The following is a 19,774-nucleotide window of genomic DNA, read 5'->3' on the forward strand; positions in this document are numbered from 1 at the left end:
CGGTCAAGTCATCTTTCCCTTGCCGCCTGCGCATGATGTTATCTGCGCGGGCGCTGCGCGTCCGGGACAAGATATTTGCGGAGGTCTTCTGTGAAGAAACGCCAGTTGCTGTCATCGGGAAAAATGGTGTCGGAAATCGGTCTGGGCTGCATGAGCTTTGCAGGCACCTACGGCGGCACCAGCGAACGAGAGGCGCATGATACGCTTTCTGCGGCGCTTGATCTGGGTGTGGATCACCTCGATACATCCAACATCTATGGGCTCGGTCTGTCCGAGCAGGTGATCGGTTCTTTCATTCAGGGCGATGCCTCGAAATTCACGATTGCCACAAAGGCAGGGATCTGGAGGGATCGCGAGCACGGCAACCGTGGCTTCAACAACAAGCCGGACTACCTGCGCGACGAATTGCATGGGTCCCTGAAACGGTTGGGCGTGGACCATGTCGATCTGTTCTACATCCATCGTCGCGACAGAGACCTTGAAATCGAGGACGTCATGGAAACCTTGCTGGCGTTCAAGCAGGAGGGGAAGATCGGTGGGATCGGTTTTTCCGAGATTGCACCGGCTTCGCTGCGGCGGGCATGTTCGGTTGGTCAGGTTGATGTCGTGCAGAGTGAGTATTCTCTTTGGTCGCGCCAACCTGACCTGGGGTTGCATAGCACCTGTCGGGAACTTGGTGTCGCACTCGTCGCGTATTCGCCACTTGCGCGAGGTATGCTGACTGATGCAACGCCTGACCCGGCCCGCTTCGCCGACAATGATCTGCGCAGAAACACACCGCGTTTCGTAGAGCCGAACTACGGTTTCAATCTGCCCTATATCGACCGGTTCAAGGCCTATGCGGCGGATCACGGAACCACGCCTTCGGCACTTGCCATCGCGTGGTGTCTTGCGCGCGGGGACCATATCATTCCGATCCCGGGCACACGCACCAAAGAGCATCTGGCCGATTGTGCTGCCGGGTCTGACCTGAATCTCACAGATGAGATGATGGCCGAGATCGAGACCATCCTGCCCAGTGGATGGGCACATGGCGATCGCTACACACCGGCGCAATGGGCCGGCCCCGAGCGGTATTGCTGATAATACCGCCCACGCGTGATTGCGTGGGCGGACCTGTTCGGGATCAATCGGCGCCGCGTACAGGGATCGTGGCATCCGGACGCGCGTGAACGACCTTCTGAACAAAGAAGGTTGCAGCAGCGATACCCACTCCGATCAGATCGGTGATCAGACCGCCTTCGATCATGAACAACGCGGCGAAGATCAACGCAACCCGCAGGAACCAGGCGGATCGGCCCCCGAGGAACCAGCCCTGAACGCCTGAGCTGAGCAGGAAGACCCCGATGGTTGCCGTCACACCGGCGCGAAGAACTTCGAACCATGTGCCGTCCATGAGCAGGGCGCTGTTGTAGAAGAACATGTACGGCACGATGAAGGCGGCGATGCCGATCTTGAACGATGCGACAGAGGTTTCCATCGGGTTGGCACCGGAAATCCCCGCTGCCGCATAGCTGGCCAGCGCCACCGGTGGCGTGATGGCTGACAGCACCGCAAAGTAGAACACGAAGAAATGCGCGGTCAGTTGCGGGATCCCCAGCTGCACCAGCCCCGGTGCGACGACGGACGCGGCCACTGCATAGGCGGCTGTAGTCGGCATCCCCATCCCCAGCAGGATCGCGATGCACATGGCGAAGAAGAGCGCCAGAAGCTGGCTGACACCGGCAAGATCAAGAAGCACGGACGAGAAGCGTGCGCCCACGCCAGTCAGTGAAATCACGCCAACAATGATACCGGCGCAGGCACAGACAGCGATGATCTGGATCGACATGATGCCAGCCAGTTCGAACGCCTTGAGTATCGACCGCAGGCCCATCCGATTGGGTGTGAACCAAGACACCACAGCCGCAGCGACGGTTGCGAGAGTGCCTGCCCGGATCACGGAATAGCCCATGAACAGCGCTGCAATCAGAATCAGAATTGGAATGAACAGATAGACCTGCCGCACGAGTTTGTTGAACTTGGGAAGCTCGTCTTCGCGCATGCCGCGCATGCCCAGTTTGGCCGCTTCGAAATCCACCATGAAGTAGATCGACACGAAGTAGAGAACCGCGGGGATGATCGCGGCAATGGCGATGTCGGTGTAGGGGATGCCGGTGATCTCGGCCATGATGAAGGCCCCCGCCCCCATGATCGGCGGCATGATCTGACCGCCTGTGGACGCGCCCGCTTCGACCGCGCCCGCGATTTTTTTCTGGTATCCCACCTTTTTCATAAGCGGGATCGTCAGTGAGCCTGTGGCAACCACGTTTCCTGCGGAGGTTCCGTTGATCATTCCCATCAGACCGGATGCGAAGATCGCCACTTTGGCAGGTCCCCCCCGTGCGCGTCCGGCTGTCGCAAAGGCGAAGTTCACAAAGTAGTCGCCCACCTTGGACGCCTGCAGGAAAGCCGCGAAGATGATGAACAGGATGATGTAGGTCGATGACACCGCCGTGGTCGGTCCAAGGATACCGGCGTCGGAATAGACGTGGCCGAAGAACCGCTGCCAGCTGTAGGCACTTTGCACGGCAAGGATGCCGGGAAGCAGGTGCGCCGTGAAAGTATAGACAAGGAAAACGGCTGTAATGATCACAAGCGCCAGTCCTGCGACTCGTCTCGTGAGTTCAAGGATCATGGCGGAGCCAGCTGTCGCCGCGAAGGCCACGCCAATAGGGACAAAGGGCGTACCAACCGAATTGCGGGCCGCCGTTCCGTAGATGCCGATCAGATAGATGGCAACGACAAGACCACAAAGAGCGAGAACCACGTCGGACGCTGCGAAAAGCTCCCGTCCGCGCCGTTCGAACCATCCGGTCAAAATTGCTCCGAAGGTGGCGATCAGGAGCGGGGTTCCAAACCACCAGACCTCGCTCGAATAGATCTCGGTTCCGGGGAACGCGGCCCAGGTCGTCAGGCCGCCCATCTCGGGGAGTGTGCCCGAATTGATGAGGTTCAGGAACCCGATCGCGGTGACGCCAGAAACGAGGGCCGGCAGAACCAAAATGGCCGCAAGAATGGAGATTGCCCTCGTTTCCTTATGGGGCGGGCCGTCGTCCGAAAAGGTATGTGCCGAAAACAGAAGGAAGCCGAGCGCCAGCGCACCTGCGATGTGGGCGATCCGGAAATTCCAGGTTTCGAGCGGAAACTGGGGCAGGAACGGCAGATCGAGCCCGGTCCAAGCCGATATTGACACGCCGTTGAGCGCAATCATGTGGAAGGCCGCGTAGAATGTCGAAAGGCCCGCCATGAGGAGATACGCGCGTCCTGAGAAAAGGCGGCGATTGCTCTCGATGGGTTCTTCATCAACGCCTTCTGCGAGAACCGGCGCGTCGGGTTCGTCGTCAATCGGCGCGGTCTTTGGATCGGTCATGGAATGGTTCCCCCCGGCTGAAGCGTCGGTATTCTGGCGATACCTTTTCGCTATCATCGTTCAAAAAAGGCCGCGCCCGCAAGTCGGGCACGGCCAGCGTTATGTTTTGCTACGAATGACGAAAGCGCGTCATTGGCAGTTCTTGTGGCTCAGCCACCGTGGATCATGTCTGCGGCGATTTCGGCTCCGGCGTTTTCAGTGAACCAGCGCGCCGCGCCCGGGTGCCACTTCATCACGGTATTGCGGTCCCAGAACTCCGGCAGAGTGGAGCGTGCTGCGCGGTGTGTGTTCACCATGCGCTCGTTGTCGGACATGACTGCGTTGACCACTTCGTAGACAAAAGTTTCGGGAAGATCGCAATTTGCAATTGCGAAGTTCCACATCGACACCGAGCGCGCCGGAGCTTCGAGTGTGGTGTAGGCATCGGCCGAGATTTCGAAATTCGCAACCGGGAAGGCCGCCGTGATCTTCGCCTGCTCTTCTTCGGTGAACTCGATGATGTTGATATCGGTCTGCACCTCAAGCTGCGACACGGCCGGAACCGGGACGCCAGCAGCGAACGCGATCACGTCGAGCAGGCCGTCCTGAAGCTGACCGCCGAGGTCGGACCAGCCGCCGTTGCGGCGTTCGAAATTGACACCCAGCTCTTCCATCATGCGCGGGAAATAGGTGTCGGAGGTCGATCCCGCCGGTCCGAAACCGATGCGCGCGCCGTCCGGAATTTCCGAGATGGAAGTGATGCCGGACGAGGACAGTGCGGTCACCGAGAATGGTGTCTGGTACATCGGGAACATCGCGCAGGCATTGGTCATCGGCAGACCGGGCGCGATCGGGTTCGATCCTGCGATCGATTCCGCCGCCGGTCCCATGGTCGTCATGCCAAAAGGAAGATCGCCGGTATGCACCAGCGCCATGTTCTGCATCGGGCCACCGGTGACTTCGGCACCGCCCGAAACGCCCAGAACTTCGGACACGATACCGGCCCAGCCGGAACCGTAGCCGAAATAGGTGCCCCCCTGCGAACCTGTGCCAACGGTAAAGCTTTCCGGCCAGCCGGTGCGGTCCTGAGCAACGGACATGGTTGCCGTAAAGGCAGCGACCACAACGGCCCCTGTCAAAGCGGTAAATTTCATTGTTTTCCTCCACTGTGCGCGTTCGTCAGGCGCAGATGTTCTTGCTTTCCCTGGCGGACTGATCCGCGACGCATGGAATTACGCTACAGGCAAGGATTTCATCAGTTCAAGACAAAAGACCTTGGTTTCGGGGGTTCTGATTATTCAATAATTTTGAACAATCCATCGTGAGTTGGTCACGCGGTGTCCGCGATGCTGCTTAGACGCTCTTTAAGGACTGTAAGGAACGAATCCCGCGCAGGATGACGCACGTCACGAACCCATACTGCGGACAAATCCAACCGGTTTCTGGCTGCGCCAGAAGGGAGGTCCAGTGGGACAAATGTAACCCCGCCGACCGCAAGTCTCGACGCCCAGCGCGGTACAATGGCCAGACCAATCCCTGTGCCGACAAGGCTGACGATGGTTTGTTTCTCCTCGGCGATCTGAGCAACGCGGGCGGTCAGACCGGCTTCGAGAAAGAGTTTCATGGTGAGGTCGTGACTGTGTGGTCGAGAGGTCCGTTCGGGGACGATCAGGGGTTCGTCTGCCATGTCTTCGACCGTGACAGAGGAGTATTTTGCAAGCGGGTGGGTTTCAGGTACGGCCACGACAGCGGTTTCATAGAACAGGTGCTGGTATTCGAGTCGGGAGTCTCTTACCTCGGGCGATCGGATGATCGCGATGTCAAGGCGACCCGAGAGAAGGCGCGGGAGGAGGCGAATGGTCTTCTGTTCGAGGAGCTCCACGTCGATATCCGGATGCACCTCACGGAAATGCGGCAGGAGCTGGGGCATCAACCCGGCAGCGGCGCTGTCGATGACCCCGATGCGGAGGATTGGCGTCTGCTCCGGTCTGTTTTCACGGAAGGCCGCTTCGAGACGATCTGCCTGGTTCAGGATATCTCGTGCCGCATCGACGAACTGCCGCCCTGCTTCGGTCAGCGCTACGCTGCGTGTCGTGCGTGTCAGAAGGCGGGTGCCTAGGTCTTCTTCAAGCATCTTGATCTGCCGGCCCAGCGACGCGGGCAGCATATCGAGGTTCTGCGCAGCGCGCCCGAAATGAAGCGTGTCCGCGACCTCAACAAGACAACGCAGCTGACGTAGTTCCATTAAGCGACCATTATTTCATTTTTTTATATGATCTCTGGCGCGTTGTCTTGGTCAGGTCAAGTTGCGATTGTCCAGCCAAACCACCGGCTGAACAGAGTATCCGCCGGACCAACAATCAGGAGAAAAGAATGCGGACGTACAGAATTGCTGCCATTCCCGCAGATGGCATCGGACCGGAGGTAATCGATGCAGGCAGCGAGGTTCTGTCCGTTCTGGCGCAAAGGAGCGGGGATGTGCGCTTCGATGTGACCTCCTTTGATTGGGGGTCGGACTACTACAAGAAGAACGGGATCATGATGCCCGAGGACGGGCTGGAGCAGCTCAAGCCATTTGACGCGATCTATTTCGGGGCCGTCGGTGCACCGGATGTGCCGGATCACATTACGTTGTGGGGGCTGCGCCTGCCGATCTGCCAAGGTTTTGACCAGTACGCGAACGTGCGTCCGACCAAGATCATTCCCGGTGTGACATCGCCGCTGCGCGGAGTCGACGTTGGTGATCTGGACTGGGTCATTGTGCGCGAGAATTCCGAGGGCGAATACTCGGGCCACGGCGGCCGCGCGCATAAGGGCATGCCCGAAGAAGTAGGTACTGAGGTGTCCATCTTCACCCGCGTGGGCGTGACGCGCATCATGCGCTATGCGTTCCAACTGGCGCAGTCGCGTCCGCGCAAGCTGTTGACCGTTGTCACCAAATCGAACGCGCAGCGGTTCGGAATGGTCATGTGGGATGAAATCGCAGCAGAGGTCGCGCAGGAGTTTCCCGATGTGACATGGGACAAGATGCTGGTCGATGCGATGACTGTGCGCATGGTGAAGAATCCGCAGTCTCTCGACACGATCGTGGCGACCAATCTTCATGCCGATATTCTGTCCGATCTGGCTGGTGCGTTGGCGGGCTCCCTCGGTGTGGCCCCGACAGCGAATATCGATCCCGAACGGCGGTACCCATCGATGTTCGAGCCGATCCATGGCTCAGCCTTTGACATCACCGGCAAGGGGATCGCCAACCCGGTGGCCACGTTCTGGACCGCCAGCCAGATGCTTGATCATCTTGGTGAACCCGATGCCTCAGCACGGCTGATGCGGGCGGTCGAAAAGGTCTGCTCCGAAGGCATACTCACCCCGGATGTGGGCGGGACTGCCACGACTAGGGAAGTGACCGATGCGGTGTGCGAGGCGATCCGGGGAGACAACACCTGAAATTGACCGATCTTGGCTCTGCGGGCCAGGAGGATATATCTCAATGAGGCGGCGCGTTCTGTGCCGCGTTCTCACGAAAGGTGATCTGGTTCGTGACCCAAAACAGCTTCAAAATTGCGGTCATCCCCGGAGATGGGATCGGCAAGGAAACCACCCCTGAAGGCGTGCGCGTCCTGGAGGCAGTATCGCGGCGGTTCGATCTTGGTTTCGACTATCGGGAACACGACTTCTCAAGCGCCGATTATTACGTCAGGCACGGTGAGATGCTTCCGCCTGATTGGAAAGATCAACTTGCGGGAAGTGACGCGATCTTTTTCGGGGCAGTCGGCTGGCCCGAGATCGTTCCGGATCACGTGTCACTGTGGGGATCTCTGATCCAGTTCCGGCGCGAGTTCGACCAATATGTGAGCCTGCGCCCGGCACGCGCGATGCCCGGAGTGCCGCTGCCACTCGCCGGTCGAAAACCCGGCGACATCGACATGATGATCGTGCGCGAAAACACCGAAGGGGAGTACTCCTCTATCGGTGGACGCATGTTCCCGGGTACGGACCGCGAGGTCGTCATTCAGGAAACGGTGATGAGCCGGATCGGTGTCGACCGTATCCTGAAATACGCCTTTGACCTGGCCCGGTCCCGCGGTGGTCACCTGACCTCGGCGACAAAGTCGAACGGTATCTCGATCACCATGCCTTATTGGGATGAGCGCGTTCAGGAGATGGCGGGCCAGTATCCCGACGTAAAGGTAGATAAATACCATATCGACATTCTCACCGCGCAGTTCGTTCTGCACCCCGACTGGTTTGATGTGGTTGTTGCCTCGAACCTGTTCGGCGATATCCTGTCCGATCTCGGTCCGGCCTGCACCGGGACAATCGGGATCGCGCCGTCGGGCAACATCAACCCCGAAGGCCGGTTCCCGTCGCTGTTTGAGCCGGTCCATGGGTCGGCCCCCGATATCGCGGGCAAGGGCATCGCCAACCCAGTGGGTCAGATTTGGGCGGCGTCGATGATGCTTGACCATTTAGGTCAGCCAGAAGCCGCTGCGGCCATCGTCCGCGCGATTGAGGTTGTGCTGGCCGAAGATGCGCTGCGCACCGCCGATCTAGGCGGAGAAGCCGACACTGTTACCTGCGGCACCGCGATCGCAGACGCCCTTCTGGACGGTGTCTGAGTGTGACCGCCTCGCGCTTTCTGGATGGGTTCACGCTTCGAGATGAGACCGTCAACGGCTTGCGCATCCACTGCGCCAGCGCCGGAGACGGACCGCCGGTGCTTTTGCTTCATGGTCACCCGCAGACACATGTCGTCTGGCGCAAGATCGCGCCCGGTTTGGTGAAGGCGGGCTATTCGGTTGTGGCGCCGGATCTGCGCGGGTACGGCGACAGCGAAAAAGTAGAAAGCCACGCTCCCCATCTGCCCTATTCCAAACGTGAGATGGCCAAGGATCAGGTCGCGCTCATGCGTGCTCTGGGCCACGAACGGTTTGCAGTGGTCGGGCATGATCGCGGCGGGCGTGTTGCGCATCGCTTGGCGCTGGATCATCCAGAAATGGTGGATCGATTGGTAGTGCTGGACATTGCGCCCACTCTGACCATGTACGAGAGAACCGACCAGGCCTTTGCCACACGGTATTTCTGGTGGTTTTTTCTGATTCAGCCCGAGGATTTGCCCGAGCGTATGATCGGTCGGGACCCGGAATACTTTCTGCGCCGCCATATCGCGGGGCAGGTGAAAACCGAAGGTGCGGTCAGTGACCGGATCCTGTCTGAGTATCTGCGCACCTACCGGGACCCAGCCACAGTTCATGCAATCTGCGAGGATTACCGCGCGGCGGCGACCATTGACCTCGACCATGACCGCGCTGACTGTGATCGCCGCATCGCAGTGCCGCTCTTGGCGCTCTGGGGCGCCAAAGGGGTTGTCGGCGAAACCTACGATGTCTTGCAAACCTGGCGGGACAAGGCGCTTGATGTTCGGGGAAGAGCGTTGGACTGCGGCCATGCCATCCCGGAAGAAGCTCCTGAAGACCTCATGTCCGAGCTTTTGGCCTTTCTTCCGCGTTAATGCGTATCATTGAGTGAACGTGTCGCGAGTTCCCTGCGGGGTCTGTTTGTGCGTCAGGCCCTGCCTTTCCGCAAAGACGTGCTAAGTTCTGCGATGCGGCATTGAGCCGATACGAAAAGGAGTCCCGCCATGCGTGCTTTTGCCCGCGTTGCCTTGTTCGCATTTCTGACAAGCCTTCCTATTCTTGCCGCAGCGCAGGGGCGTCCGGCTGGCGTTTCAACAGCTATGGTTACAACGAGCACCATGGCCGAAACGGTATCTGTCTTTGGAGAGGTTGTTGCCGGGCGCGAAAGCGCTGTGGCCGCGAGAGTCGGCGGTGTGGCGCAAGAGGTTCCGGTGCGGGTCGGCGACCGCGTTGCACAGGGTGACATCCTGGCCCGGCTCGATACGGAACTTCTTGAGATCGAACTCGCTCAGGCCGAAGCGCAGATTGCCATTGCGCGGGCCGGTATTTCCGTGTCCGAAGCGCGCTTGGACCGGGCGGAAAAAGCGTTCCGCCGTGCCGAGACCCTGCGCCAGAATTCGACCATTGCAGAGGCGCAACTCGAGGAACGGGCCAGCGATTTTGCCGAGGCGCGCGGCGCACAGCAGGAAGCTTTGGCGCGTATTCAGGCGTCGCAGAACGCTGTCGAACAAGCGCGCTACCGCCTCGACAATGCGGTTGTGCGGGCCCCTTTTGACGCCGTTGTCCTTGATGTCACGACAGAGGTCGGCCAGTTCATCGCGTCGGGCAGTCAGGTGGCGACGCTGATCGACACAAGCGCACTTGAGATCGAAGCGAATGTGCCCGCGCGCTATGTCTCGGCGTTGCGTGTGGATCAGCCGGTAACCGCCACAACAGACATTGGGGATACGGTCACGCTGACACTGAGGGCCATTCTTCCGACCGAATTCGCCGCCACACGTACGCGCCCTGTCCGGTTTGAAGTTGCAGGCACGGACATGGCTATCGCAGTGGGACAGACCGTGACACTGGATGTTCCGGTCAGCGCCCCGCGCGAGGTGCTTGTCGTGCCCAAGGATGCTTTGGTGCAGGCACAGGGCGGTTGGAGCGTTTTCGTCAACCAGGACGGCAAGGCTATGCCGCGCAATGTCGAAATTGGTGCCGCTCTCAACAACTCCTTCGAGGTTCTGTCCGGCTTGACGGAAGGCGACGAAGTAGTGGTTCGAGGGAACGAGCGATTGCGTCCGGGGCAGGACATTGCGCCGTCAGGCCCACCGCAGGAATCTGCACAACCCGGGAGCAACGGTTAAGCCATGGACCTCATACGCGCGTCCATCGAACGCCCTATCGCTGTGATGGCCGTGGTCATCATGGCCGTCTTGTTTGGCGCTTTGGCGCTCAGCCGCATTCCCGTTCAATTGGCGCCGGACGTCCGCAAGCCGGTGGTTGTGGTCGAGACCACATGGCCTGGCGCCGCCCCTGCCGAGATCGAACGAGAGATCATCAATCCGCAGGAAGACGCGTTTCGGGGGCTTGAAGGGCTAGAGATCATGACCAGCCGCGCCCGCACGGGTCAGGCATCGGTCACGCTAGAATTCGCCATCGGGTCCGACATGGGCGACATCCTTCTGCTGGTGTCGAACCGTCTGGATCGCGTGGGTGGCTATCCGAGCGAGGCCGGAGAACCGACGCTGAACACTTCCGGGTCTGATGACAGCCCAATCGCCTGGGTGATGGTCAAAGCGAAGGAGGGCAACACACGTCCGCTGCCAACCTACGGCGATTTCGTTGAAGACGTTGTCAAGGAACGGCTTGAGCGGGTGAACGGGGTCTCTACCGTCAATGTGTTCGGCGGTGTCTCCCGTGAGTTGCAGATCGTGATCCGTCCGGAGGAACTCGCGCGGCTGGGCCTGACGATCCCTGCGGTCGTGCAGCGGCTGCGGGCCGAGAACATCAGTATTTCAGCTGGTGACGTGGAAGAAGGCAAACGCCGCTACACCGTGCGCGCCGATGGTAACCTGAACACCATCGAGGCTATCAACAGTGTTGTTCTGCGCAGCCAGAGCCTTGGGACCAATGGCGCACTGGGCCGCGTCCGCGTCGGCGATGTCGCGGATGTGAGCTTTGCCTACAAGGAAAACACAGCAAGGCTCCGGTTCCGGGGCGAACCGGCGCTGGCCTTCAACATCGTGCGCGAACAGGGTGCGAATGTTATTTCGACGATGGAAGAGGTGAAGGCTGTCATAGCGGAACTTGAGGCGGGTCCGGTTGCGACGAACGGTCTGACGCTTGAGCAGGTTTATGACGAGACGATCTATATCGAAGGCGCAATTGATCTCGTCACGCAGAATATCTGGATCGGTGGTTTGCTGGCGGCCGCGGTTCTGCTGATCTTCCTCCGCAGCCCAAGGGCCACACTGGTCATCAGTATGGCGATCCCGGTGTCGATCGTGGCGACCTTCGTGGCGATGGCCGTCACGGGGCGGACGCTTAATGTAATCTCTCTGGCCGGGATCGCGTTTGCAGTCGGCATGATTGTGGACGCCGCGATTGTGGTCCTCGAGAATATTTTCCGATTGCGGGAAGAGGGCAAACCCCGGCGCGAGGCCGCGTATATCGGCGCCAAGCAGGTGTGGGGCGCAATCCTTGTGTCTGCGCTGACAACGGTCATGGTGTTCATCCCGATCCTCGTTATGCAGCTCGAAGCGGGGCAGCTGTTCCGCGACATCGCGGTGGCGATATCCGTGTCTGTTCTGCTGTCGCTGGTGGTGGCGGTGACGGTCATTCCAGCGCTGTCGAGCCGGTTGCTCAAGGGCGGGGAAACCAAGAAGCTGGGGCTTCCCGGCATCGACCATTTCGGGCGCGGGTTTACATGGCTCATCATGAAATACGTACGTTTCACCGTGCGCTTCCGTACGGCTGGTCTGGTAATGGTGGCCGCGATCGGGACAGGTGCAGCGGTGGCTGCTTGGACGTTTTTGCCCAAGCTGGAATACCTGCCCGAGGGAAACCGTAACCTGGTTTTCGGTTTGATCATCCCGCCACCGGGCTACAACCTCGAGACCACGGAAACCATCGCCCAGCGTATCGAGGCGGTCGCGGAACCGATGTGGGATGCAGCCCCGGCCTCCGAAACCGAGGACGGCCAACCGGCGCTGGAGTCGTTCTTTTTTGTCGCCACACCGGGCAACAGTTTCGTCGGTGCGGCGGCTGTCGATGGCAGCCGTGTGGCTGAGGTCATCCCGATCCTCTCGCGCCCGATCTTTGCCGAACCGGGGACCTTCGGGTTCATGACCCAACCTTCCCTGTTCGGACGTGGTGTGGGGGGTGGTCGGACCATCGAATTGAACATCTCTGGCGACGAGCTTGAAGACATCCTGCGTGTCGCCGGTCAAGCGGCGGGTACCATCGGGCAGCTGCTGCCGCGATCAGAAGGACACCAGTTCCGGCCCATTCCCGGTCTCGAGTTGGGCGCACCCGAAGTGCGATTGATCCCTGACCGCATCCGTCTGGCGGATGCCGGTCTGACCACTCAGGACCTTGCCGCGACAGTGGATGCGTTCAACGACGGCCTGCGCGTGGCAGAGATCAATGTTGGCAACCGGCGGCTTGATCTGACACTGAAGGGCGACAGTACCGTGCTCAGTGGTCTGCGCACACAGGATGTCGGCAGTTTCCCGGTGGTCACGCCGACAGGGCGGATCGTGCCGGTCTCTGAGTTGGCGGAGGTGCGCGTAACGGCTGGGCCAACCGAAATCCGGCACCTTGAGCGCCTGCGGACCATTACTCTGGAAGTGCGCCCTTCGGATGCTTTGCCGTTGGAAGCGGCCGTTGAATTGCTGGAAACTGACGTAATCGCCGCGCTGGAAGAACAGGGTCTGCCCCCCGGCGTCCGCATGTCGGTGTCCGGGACTGCGGATCAGCTGTCTCAGACGTGGAACGCAATCCAGATCAACCTCGCGGTTGCGATGGTGATTGTCTTTCTCGTGATGGCGGTGCTGTTCGAGTCATTTGTCCTTCCTCTGGTCGTTATGATCTCTGTTCCCGTGGCCGCTGCTGGCGGCGTTGGCGGGCTCGCCGTATTGAACATGATCGGTACGCAACCTTTGGACATGCTGACGCTATTGGGTTTCGTGATCCTTGTTGGGATCGTGGTGAACAACGCGATTCTGATCGTGCATCAGTCTCTCTACCTCTTGCGCGAAGAAGGCATGTCTCCCGTCGATGCCATCGAGGAGGCGACGCGCAATCGTATCAGACCGATCTTCATGTCTACGCTGACATCGGTTTGCGGGATGCTGCCTCTGGTTCTTTTCCCCGGTGCCGGGTCCGAGTTGTATCGCGGGCTTGGGGTGGTGGTTGTCGGGGGGCTGTCGATGTCGGCCTTCCTCACGCTGTTGACCGTGCCACCGCTTCTGCGATTGGTGTTGGCTGCACGACCGTCCGAAGCCGACGCCGGACCTGAACCTGTGGCTGCGGAGTGACGTCCGGATTTATCGCTGACTTTGTTGGTCATCCTTCGATATAGGTCGAAGCATGACCGACACGCTGAGCAGATATCCCACCCTGTCCGGTGACCCGCCGCAACGGCGTGGGGTGTTTCTTGTGGCTGCCGTTGTCGGTCTGTGCGTGATCGCGGTCGGGAGTTATCTCGCGCTTGCGGCATACTTTCTGCGCAGCGAAGCGGCGACAACTCCGGAACGCGCGCAGTTTTTCGCGTCTTCGATTGACGATGCACTGACGCGGTTGGAACACCTGCCTTATGTATTGTCGATCGACGAAAGCACGCTGGATGCTCTGATCACCGGGGACACCGCAGAACTTGACCCGATCCTGGCCGACATTGCGGCGCGAGCGGGTGCCGAGTTTGTTTTTGTATTGGACGTCAACGGCAAGACAGTGGCGTCTTCCAATTATCGCGACAGGGACAGCCTTGTTGGTAATTTCTACACGTTCCGCCCCTATTTTCGCGATGCTCTCGCTGGCGAGTCCGGCCGTTACTACGCGGTCGGAGTCACGACCGGTCGCCCGGGGTATTTCATTGCCGAACCAGTGCGGGATTCCGCCGGCACGATTCATGGTGTCGTCACGGTCAAGATCGGGTTCGATGATCTGAGCCGTGCCTTGTCTGGCAATGGTGAACTCGTGCTGGTCGCAGATGAGCAAGGCGTCGTTCTTGCCAGTTCGGACCCTGAATTGATCTACGGTTACATGTCACCTATTTCGGATTTCGAGCGCCAGACACTGGAAGAGCAGCAGCAGTTCGGGGACAAGACACTGTTCCCCCTGGATTGGACTCCGGAAAGTGAGCGTCGCGCGCGGCTGGATGGCACGGCCTACGTCTGGACGAGGGCATATCTCGAGGAGGAAGACTGGTCGCTCCACCTTTTGTCCGAGGTCCGCAATTCGCGGAGGCAAGCTCTGCTGTATGTGGCAGGCGGCTTGATGACGCTGTTGCTCCTGACGGTTGCGGCATCGGTTTACCGGGCGACACAGCTGCGGAATGCTCTGGCTATCTCCAATGCGGACCGTCAGCGCCTGACGCGTGAGATCGAGGAGCGGCGGATTGCGGAGAAGAAGCTGGAAACGGCCCGCACCGAGCTTGCCCAGAAAGAACAGCTTGCTGCGCTCGGTCAGTTGTCAGCTTCGATCACCCATGAACTCGGTCAACCGATCTCGGCGATGCGAAACTACCTCGTGGCCGAAGAAATCGCTGCCAACGCAGAGCCTAACGCGCTCTGGCCGCAGTTGTCAGGGCTGGTCGATCGGATGCAGCGCATCGTGGATCAGTTGCGTCTGTTCGGGCGCACGTCGGCGTCCTCTCCGACCTCGTTTCCGGTTCAGGACACCGTGCATGCCGCGTTGCAACTCGTGCAGCATACGGCGCGGGAAGCGGGAATTCGTATTGAGGTGTCTCTGCCCGAAGCACAGGTTCGGGTGCGGGGCCGGCCGGAAAGATTTGAACAGGTGATCGTGAACCTGTTGCGGAATGCGATTGATGCCACGCAAGACCATGATGAAGGTGCCGTTAAGCTGACCATGAGAGAAGAAAGAGGGTCCGTGATCCTTTCGGTGGCAGATAATGGGCATGGGCTGGGTGACCTTGATATCGCCGATCTGAGCAAACCGTTTTTCAGCACAAAGCCGTCTGGAAAGGGAATGGGGCTTGGGCTTGCCATTTCGGGGCAGATCATCAACGAAATGGGGGGAACGCTTCACGCAGAGAATGGACCAGATGGTGGAGCTCTTTTCGTGATTGCGCTTCCGAAACCGGATGACAGTGATGCCTGACAAGTTTCGTGTGTTGATTGTCGATGACGATGCCGAGATGCGGCAATCTCTTGCCGTGCTTCTCGAACGCTCAGGCTGGTCTGTCGAGGCGGTGGGAGCGGCTCAGACGGCCCTGTCGAGAATGGAGGCCACATCGCCGGATGTGGTTCTTTCCGACGTTCGCATGCCGGGCATGTCCGGGCTGGAATTGCTGGACGAGATGCAAAACCGTCCTGCTCCGCCACTGGTGCTCATTTCGGCGCATGGTGACATACCGATGGCCGTGGATGCGATTCAAAACGGTGCGTATTCCTTCCTCGAAAAACCGTTCGAGCCGAGGCGGCTTCTGACGGTGCTCAGACATGCTGCAGAACAGCATCGACTGACCGATATGGCCAAACGGATGCGGGAACAGCTTGTTTCGCTGTCTGGTCTGGATCGGGTGCTTTTGGGCAGCGACCTTCGTGTTGCGGAACTGAAGGCTGAAGCCGTGGATCTGGCGATGTCGGACGGTCCCGTTCTGATCACAGGGGAAACCGGAACCGGCAAGGAACTGGTGGCGAGGGCGTTGCATCGTCTGGGACCGCGACGGGACCATGAATTCGTTGCCATCAACTGCGCGACGCTTGCGCCGGACCGGGTCGAGGAACAGGTGTTTGGCAAAGCGAAGACACTGCGCGGAAGTTTTCGGAAGGCGGACGGAGGTACGCTTTTCCTTGATGAAGTTACTGCCTGCCCCATCGAAGTGCAGACCAAGCTCTTGCGCGCCATTGAGACAGGCGTAATCCATCCGGTCGGTTCCGATGACGAAGTGCAGACCAATGTGCGTGTCGTTGCAGCGACGAATGAGGATCTGGGACCATTGGTCGAGGCTGGCACATTTCGCGCCGATTTCCTGTTCCGGCTGAACACCTTTGAACTTCGTCTGCCCCGGCTGATTGACCGTGGCGACGACATCATCCTTCTTTATCAGCATTTCGTGTCGCAGCTCTGTGAGACCTACGAGATCGGACCCATTGAGACGACGGCAGAAGATGCAGCCTCGCTATTGGCACATAGCTGGCCCGGCAACGTACGCGAATTGCGCCATGTCGCTGAACGTCGGGTATTGGCGGCGCGCCGTGGTGGGGGTTCCGTCGCTGAAGCATTGCGTACGGACGACCTGGTAGACGATGTGCCAGCCACTCTGCGCGAAGCGGTCGCCCGTTTTGAAAAGACGCTGATCTCTCAGGCCATCTCGAACCACGGAGGGCGCATGGACGCAGTGGCAGAGGCGCTGGGTATTGGCCGCAGAACGCTGAACGACAAGATCGTGAAGCTGGGTCTGGAGAAATCCAAGCTGCTCGATTGATCTCTGCGGATTTCCGCAAGGCCTGTTGTCGCTAACCTGCGGATTGTTTCCTACCGAAATGTGATTTTCGCGCTATTCTTCTCATCAGCGCCGTTCAAGTGCGCATATGGGGAGGACTACATGAAACACTTCAAGACCGTCGCACTCGCGGCGACCATTGCTCTTTCCGGCATCGCTGCGCATGCGCAGGACGAAGGTGGAAATTACGTACTGACAACCGCATCGACTGGCGGCACCTACTATCCGGTGGGCGTGGCTCTGTCGACGCTGGTAAAGGTGAAGCTCGAGCCGAAACAGAAGATCGGTATGTCGGCCATCAGTTCGGCCGGGTCAGGTGAAAATATCCGGCTGCTGCGCGAAAACGAAGCCCAGTTCGGCATTCTTCAGGGTCTCTTCGGCTACTATGCCGCGACTGGAACCGGACCGATTGCCGAGGTCGGCCCGCAGGAAAACCTGCGGTCTGTTTCGATGCTCTGGCAGAACGTTGAGCACTTCATCGTGTCTTCCGACGTCGCAACTACGGGTACACTGGCCGACATGGTTGCTCTCAAGGGTGAGGCCATGGCGATGGGCGCGCAGAACTCGGGCACTATCGGTTCGAACCGCACCATCCTGTCCGGCTTCGGCGTCGACATCGACACGGATTACGAGCTGGTCTACGGCGGCTATGGCCCCTCGGCCGAAGCGCTGCAGAACGGGCAGGTGAAGGGCATCGGTGCACCGGGCGGTGTTCCGGTCGGCGCGATCAGCCAACTGATGGCATCGGCAGGTGACAGTGTCACGCTTCTGAGCCTCACTGAAGAAGAAATGGCAAAGGCCGACTCGGATCGAGGCCTCTGGACGCCGTACACAATTCCGGCCGGTTCCTATCCCGGTCAGGACGCGGACGTGCAGACCGTTGCACAGCCGAACTTCCTTGCCACCAATGCAGACATCCCGGAAGAGCATGTCTACCAGCTGACCAAGGCGATCTATGAGAACCTGCCGTTCCTGCAGGCGATCCACCCGGCAACCAAGGTAATGAGCATCGAGAGTGCCATTGCAGGTTTGCCGCTGCCGCTGCACCCTGGTGCGCTGCGCTACTATCAGGAAGTCGGCTTGGACATTCCTGATCGTCTGATCGCAAAATAATCCACACGAATTCAGCCAGCCCGCGTCTGTGACGTGGGCTGGTTCTCTGACGTTTGGGTGGGGCCATGTCAAAGACTGAAGAAGACGAGGACGGAGGACGACTCCGTTCATTCGATGGGCTTGCGGACAAGGCGCTGTCGGTCATCTGTTTCGTGATCGCGGTTGGCCATATCTACGTAGCCTTTGATCCGGTGCTGTCCGAACTTCAACGCAACGCGTTTCACTTTGCTGGTTTCGCGATGTTGGCGGCCCTGCTTTATCCGATGTGGCGGGGGTCCTCTGGCAGAACTGCTCCGCTCGCCTTGGATTTTGCCTTGGGTATTTCGGTTGCGGCGTCTGCCGTCTGGCTCGCTCAGGCTGAAAACGCGATTTACGACCGAGGCGTAAAATTCTCGACCGCGGATTGGATCGCCGCATCTGTCGCAATTGTAGGTGCAATCGAGCTGACACGCCGTGTCGCCGGCATCATCATTCCCATCCTGATCATCCTCTCGCTGAGCTATGTAGCCTATTGGGGCCAGTTCGTCGGTGGCGTCTTTTCTTTCCCAGGCCTTAGCGCCGAGACCGTCGCGTTCCGGTCGATCTATGGCGATGACGCGATGTTTGGAACGATCGCACGAATATCGTCGACCTATGTGTTCTTGTTCATCATCTTCGGTGCGTTCCTGCTGCGGTCTGGAGCCGGTGAGTTCGTGATCAACATGGCCCGGGCTGTTGCGGGCAAACTGGTCGGCGGCCCGGGGATCGTGGCGGTGATCGCCTCTGGCCTGACAGGCACGATTTCGGGGTCAGCGGTGGCCAACACCGCATCCACGGGCGTGATTACTATCCCCCTGATGAAACGTGCCGGCTTTGCCCCAAAATTCGCGGGTGGAGTTGAAGCCGCGGCTTCGACCGGTGGGCAGTTGATGCCGCCAATTATGGGCGCGGGCGCCTTCGTGATGGCGAGTTTCACTCAGATTCCTTATGAAACCATTGTCGCTGTCGCGGCGTTACCGGCGATGCTCTACTTCCTGTCGGTCGCCTTCTTTGTCCGGATCGAAGCGCGTCGGAACAATCTTCAGCCGATCCCGGATGAAGGTCAGACGCTTGGCTCTGCTTTCAGGGAAGGTGGCGCCAGCTTCATCATTCCGATTTGCACACTCATCGGTCTGCTGGTCGCTGGATTTACGCCGACCTATGCAGCGGTCTTTGGTATTCTTGCGGTCATCGCCTCGAGTTGGCTGACAAAGAACCGAATGGGACCGAAAGCCGTGTTCGAGGCTTTCGTCATGGGCTCGAAGGGTATGGTCCTGACGGCGGTTCTGTTGTGTTCGGTTGGATTGGTGGTGAACGTCATTGCCACTGCGGGGATAGGCAACACGTTCAGCCTGATGATCACAAGCTGGGCGGGGGGCAACATCATGGTCGCCCTTATCCTGATCGCCTTGGCCAGCCTGATCCTTGGCATGGGCCTTCCCGTTACTGCGGCTTATATCGTTCTGGCGACACTTTCTGCGCCTGCCTTGTCTGGCATGATCAGCGACCAGTTCGTGATTGCGCAGATGGCAGCAGGTGCTTTGCCGGAAGCAGCAAAGGCGGTTCTCATGTTCGGTGTTCCCGATCAGATCGAATTGCTGAGCCGCGAAGTGACCTATTCTGAAGCCGCCGGACTGATCCAGTCGCTTCCGCTCGAGATTGCGGCACCGTTGCGAGATTTGGTCGTGCCGCCTGCGGTCGCGACCAGCGCGCTGCTATCGGCGCATATGATCATTTTCTGGCTCTCGCAGGACAGCAACGTTACACCTCCGGTTGCCCTTGCAGCCTTCACGGCAGCGGCGATTGCCAAGGCTCCGGCGATGGCCACAGGGGTCGCAAGTTGGAAGCTTGCCAAAGGCCTGTACATCATCCCGGTTCTGTTCGCTTACACACCATTCCTGTCGGGAGATTGGCCGGCGATGATCCAGGTCTTCGTCCTTGGTGTCTTTGGTGTCTATGCTCTATCTGCTGGGTTGCAGGGCTGCATGGAGCGCCCGTTTGGTCTGATCATGCGGGTGCTGTGTTTGACTGCCGGCCTCGTATGCCTCTGGCCCGGAGAGATCGTCGTGAATCTTGCTGGTGTCGCAGCCGTGGTCGCCCTGCTGATCTTCAACATTCGGTTCGGAAAAAGACCCGAGGTGACGGTTCCGGTCTGAC

13 protein-coding genes are annotated in these 19,774 nt (G+C 59.4%); 10 read left to right on the plus strand and 3 right to left on the minus strand.

Annotated elements, in window-relative coordinates:
- Positions 1-90 precede the first annotated feature (90 nt).
- The gene (locus tag MGEO_RS12355; RefSeq protein WP_085638024.1) at positions 91-1,083 is read left to right on the plus strand and encodes an aldo/keto reductase; all 993 of its coding nucleotides are present in this window, start codon (positions 91-93) and stop codon (positions 1,081-1,083) included.
- A gap of 43 nt (positions 1,084-1,126) precedes the next feature.
- Here the strand turns inward: MGEO_RS12355 and MGEO_RS12360 are convergent, their stop codons facing one another.
- From MGEO_RS12360 to MGEO_RS12370, 3 genes are all read right to left on the minus strand, one after another.
- A complete protein-coding gene (locus MGEO_RS12360) occupies positions 1,127-3,412 on the minus strand; it encodes a TRAP transporter permease (RefSeq protein WP_085638026.1) in 2,286 nt (761 codons plus the stop codon).
- A gap of 149 nt (positions 3,413-3,561) precedes the next feature.
- Positions 3,562-4,545 (minus strand): TAXI family TRAP transporter solute-binding subunit, encoded by a 984-nt coding sequence (locus MGEO_RS12365; protein WP_085638029.1) that lies wholly within the window; start codon positions 4,543-4,545, stop codon positions 3,562-3,564.
- A gap of 176 nt (positions 4,546-4,721) precedes the next feature.
- On the minus strand, positions 4,722-5,636 hold the full coding sequence (locus tag MGEO_RS12370) for a LysR family transcriptional regulator (protein WP_085638032.1): 915 nt from the start codon (positions 5,634-5,636) through the stop codon (positions 4,722-4,724).
- A 128-nt stretch (positions 5,637-5,764) separates the two neighbouring features.
- Here MGEO_RS12370 and MGEO_RS12375 point away from each other — a divergent pair, with 128 nt between their 5' ends.
- The 9 genes from MGEO_RS12375 to MGEO_RS12415 all read left to right on the plus strand — a co-directional run bounded on the left by MGEO_RS12375 (position 5,765) and on the right by MGEO_RS12415 (position 19,773).
- Complete coding sequence (locus MGEO_RS12375; protein WP_085638035.1) at positions 5,765-6,838, plus strand: tartrate dehydrogenase; 1,074 nt, start codon at positions 5,765-5,767, stop codon at positions 6,836-6,838.
- Positions 6,839-6,930: 92 nt separating this feature from the next.
- Positions 6,931-8,010, plus strand: coding sequence for a tartrate dehydrogenase (locus tag MGEO_RS12380; RefSeq protein WP_085638096.1), 1,080 nt, complete (start codon positions 6,931-6,933; stop codon positions 8,008-8,010).
- A gap of 2 nt (positions 8,011-8,012) precedes the next feature.
- Entirely contained in the window at positions 8,013-8,903 is an 891-nt protein-coding gene (locus tag MGEO_RS12385) for an alpha/beta fold hydrolase (protein WP_085638038.1), read from the plus strand.
- 129 nt (positions 8,904-9,032) lie between these two features.
- A complete protein-coding gene (locus MGEO_RS12390; protein WP_085638041.1) occupies positions 9,033-10,157 on the plus strand; it encodes an efflux RND transporter periplasmic adaptor subunit in 1,125 nt (374 codons plus the stop codon).
- Between the two features lie 3 nt (positions 10,158-10,160).
- Positions 10,161-13,331: an efflux RND transporter permease subunit gene (locus tag MGEO_RS12395; protein WP_085638044.1), complete on the plus strand. Its 3,171-nt coding sequence runs from the start codon at positions 10,161-10,163 to the stop codon at positions 13,329-13,331.
- Between the two features lie 52 nt (positions 13,332-13,383).
- Positions 13,384-15,138, plus strand: coding sequence for a sensor histidine kinase (locus MGEO_RS12400; RefSeq protein WP_085638047.1), 1,755 nt, complete (start codon positions 13,384-13,386; stop codon positions 15,136-15,138).
- Complete coding sequence (locus tag MGEO_RS12405) at positions 15,131-16,468, plus strand: sigma-54-dependent transcriptional regulator (RefSeq protein ID WP_085638050.1); 1,338 nt, start codon at positions 15,131-15,133, stop codon at positions 16,466-16,468. Before MGEO_RS12400 ends, MGEO_RS12405 begins: the two co-directional genes overlap by 8 nt.
- Before the next feature lie 120 nt (positions 16,469-16,588).
- Positions 16,589-17,599, plus strand: coding sequence for a TAXI family TRAP transporter solute-binding subunit (locus MGEO_RS12410; protein WP_085638053.1), 1,011 nt, complete (start codon positions 16,589-16,591; stop codon positions 17,597-17,599).
- Positions 17,600-17,664: 65 nt separating this feature from the next.
- Positions 17,665-19,773 (plus strand): TRAP transporter permease, encoded by a 2,109-nt coding sequence (locus MGEO_RS12415; RefSeq protein WP_085638056.1) that lies wholly within the window; start codon positions 17,665-17,667, stop codon positions 19,771-19,773.
- The last annotated feature ends 1 nt before the right edge of the window (position 19,774 follow it).

The sequence above is a fragment of the Marivita geojedonensis genome (assembly GCF_002115805.1).
Classification (GTDB): Bacteria; Pseudomonadota; Alphaproteobacteria; order Rhodobacterales; family Rhodobacteraceae; genus Marivita; species Marivita geojedonensis.

Coding starts and splice junctions, on each gene's coding strand:
- MGEO_RS12365 (WP_085638029.1), bottom strand. CDS start 4,545: ATGAAATTTACCGCTTTGACAGGGGCCGTTGTGGTCGCTGCCTTTACG.
- MGEO_RS12395 (WP_085638044.1), top strand. CDS start 10,161: ATGGACCTCATACGCGCGTCCATCGAACGCCCTATCGCTGTGATGGCC.
- MGEO_RS12370 (WP_085638032.1), bottom strand. CDS start 5,636: ATGGAACTACGTCAGCTGCGTTGTCTTGTTGAGGTCGCGGACACGCTT.
- MGEO_RS12410 (WP_085638053.1), top strand. CDS start 16,589: ATGAAACACTTCAAGACCGTCGCACTCGCGGCGACCATTGCTCTTTCC.
- MGEO_RS12415 (WP_085638056.1), top strand. CDS start 17,665: ATGTCAAAGACTGAAGAAGACGAGGACGGAGGACGACTCCGTTCATTC.
- MGEO_RS12400 (WP_085638047.1), top strand. CDS start 13,384: ATGACCGACACGCTGAGCAGATATCCCACCCTGTCCGGTGACCCGCCG.
- MGEO_RS12360 (WP_085638026.1), bottom strand. CDS start 3,412: ATGACCGATCCAAAGACCGCGCCGATTGACGACGAACCCGACGCGCCG.
- MGEO_RS12405 (WP_085638050.1), top strand. CDS start 15,131: ATGCCTGACAAGTTTCGTGTGTTGATTGTCGATGACGATGCCGAGATG.
- MGEO_RS12390 (WP_085638041.1), top strand. CDS start 9,033: ATGCGTGCTTTTGCCCGCGTTGCCTTGTTCGCATTTCTGACAAGCCTT.
- MGEO_RS12375 (WP_085638035.1), top strand. CDS start 5,765: ATGCGGACGTACAGAATTGCTGCCATTCCCGCAGATGGCATCGGACCG.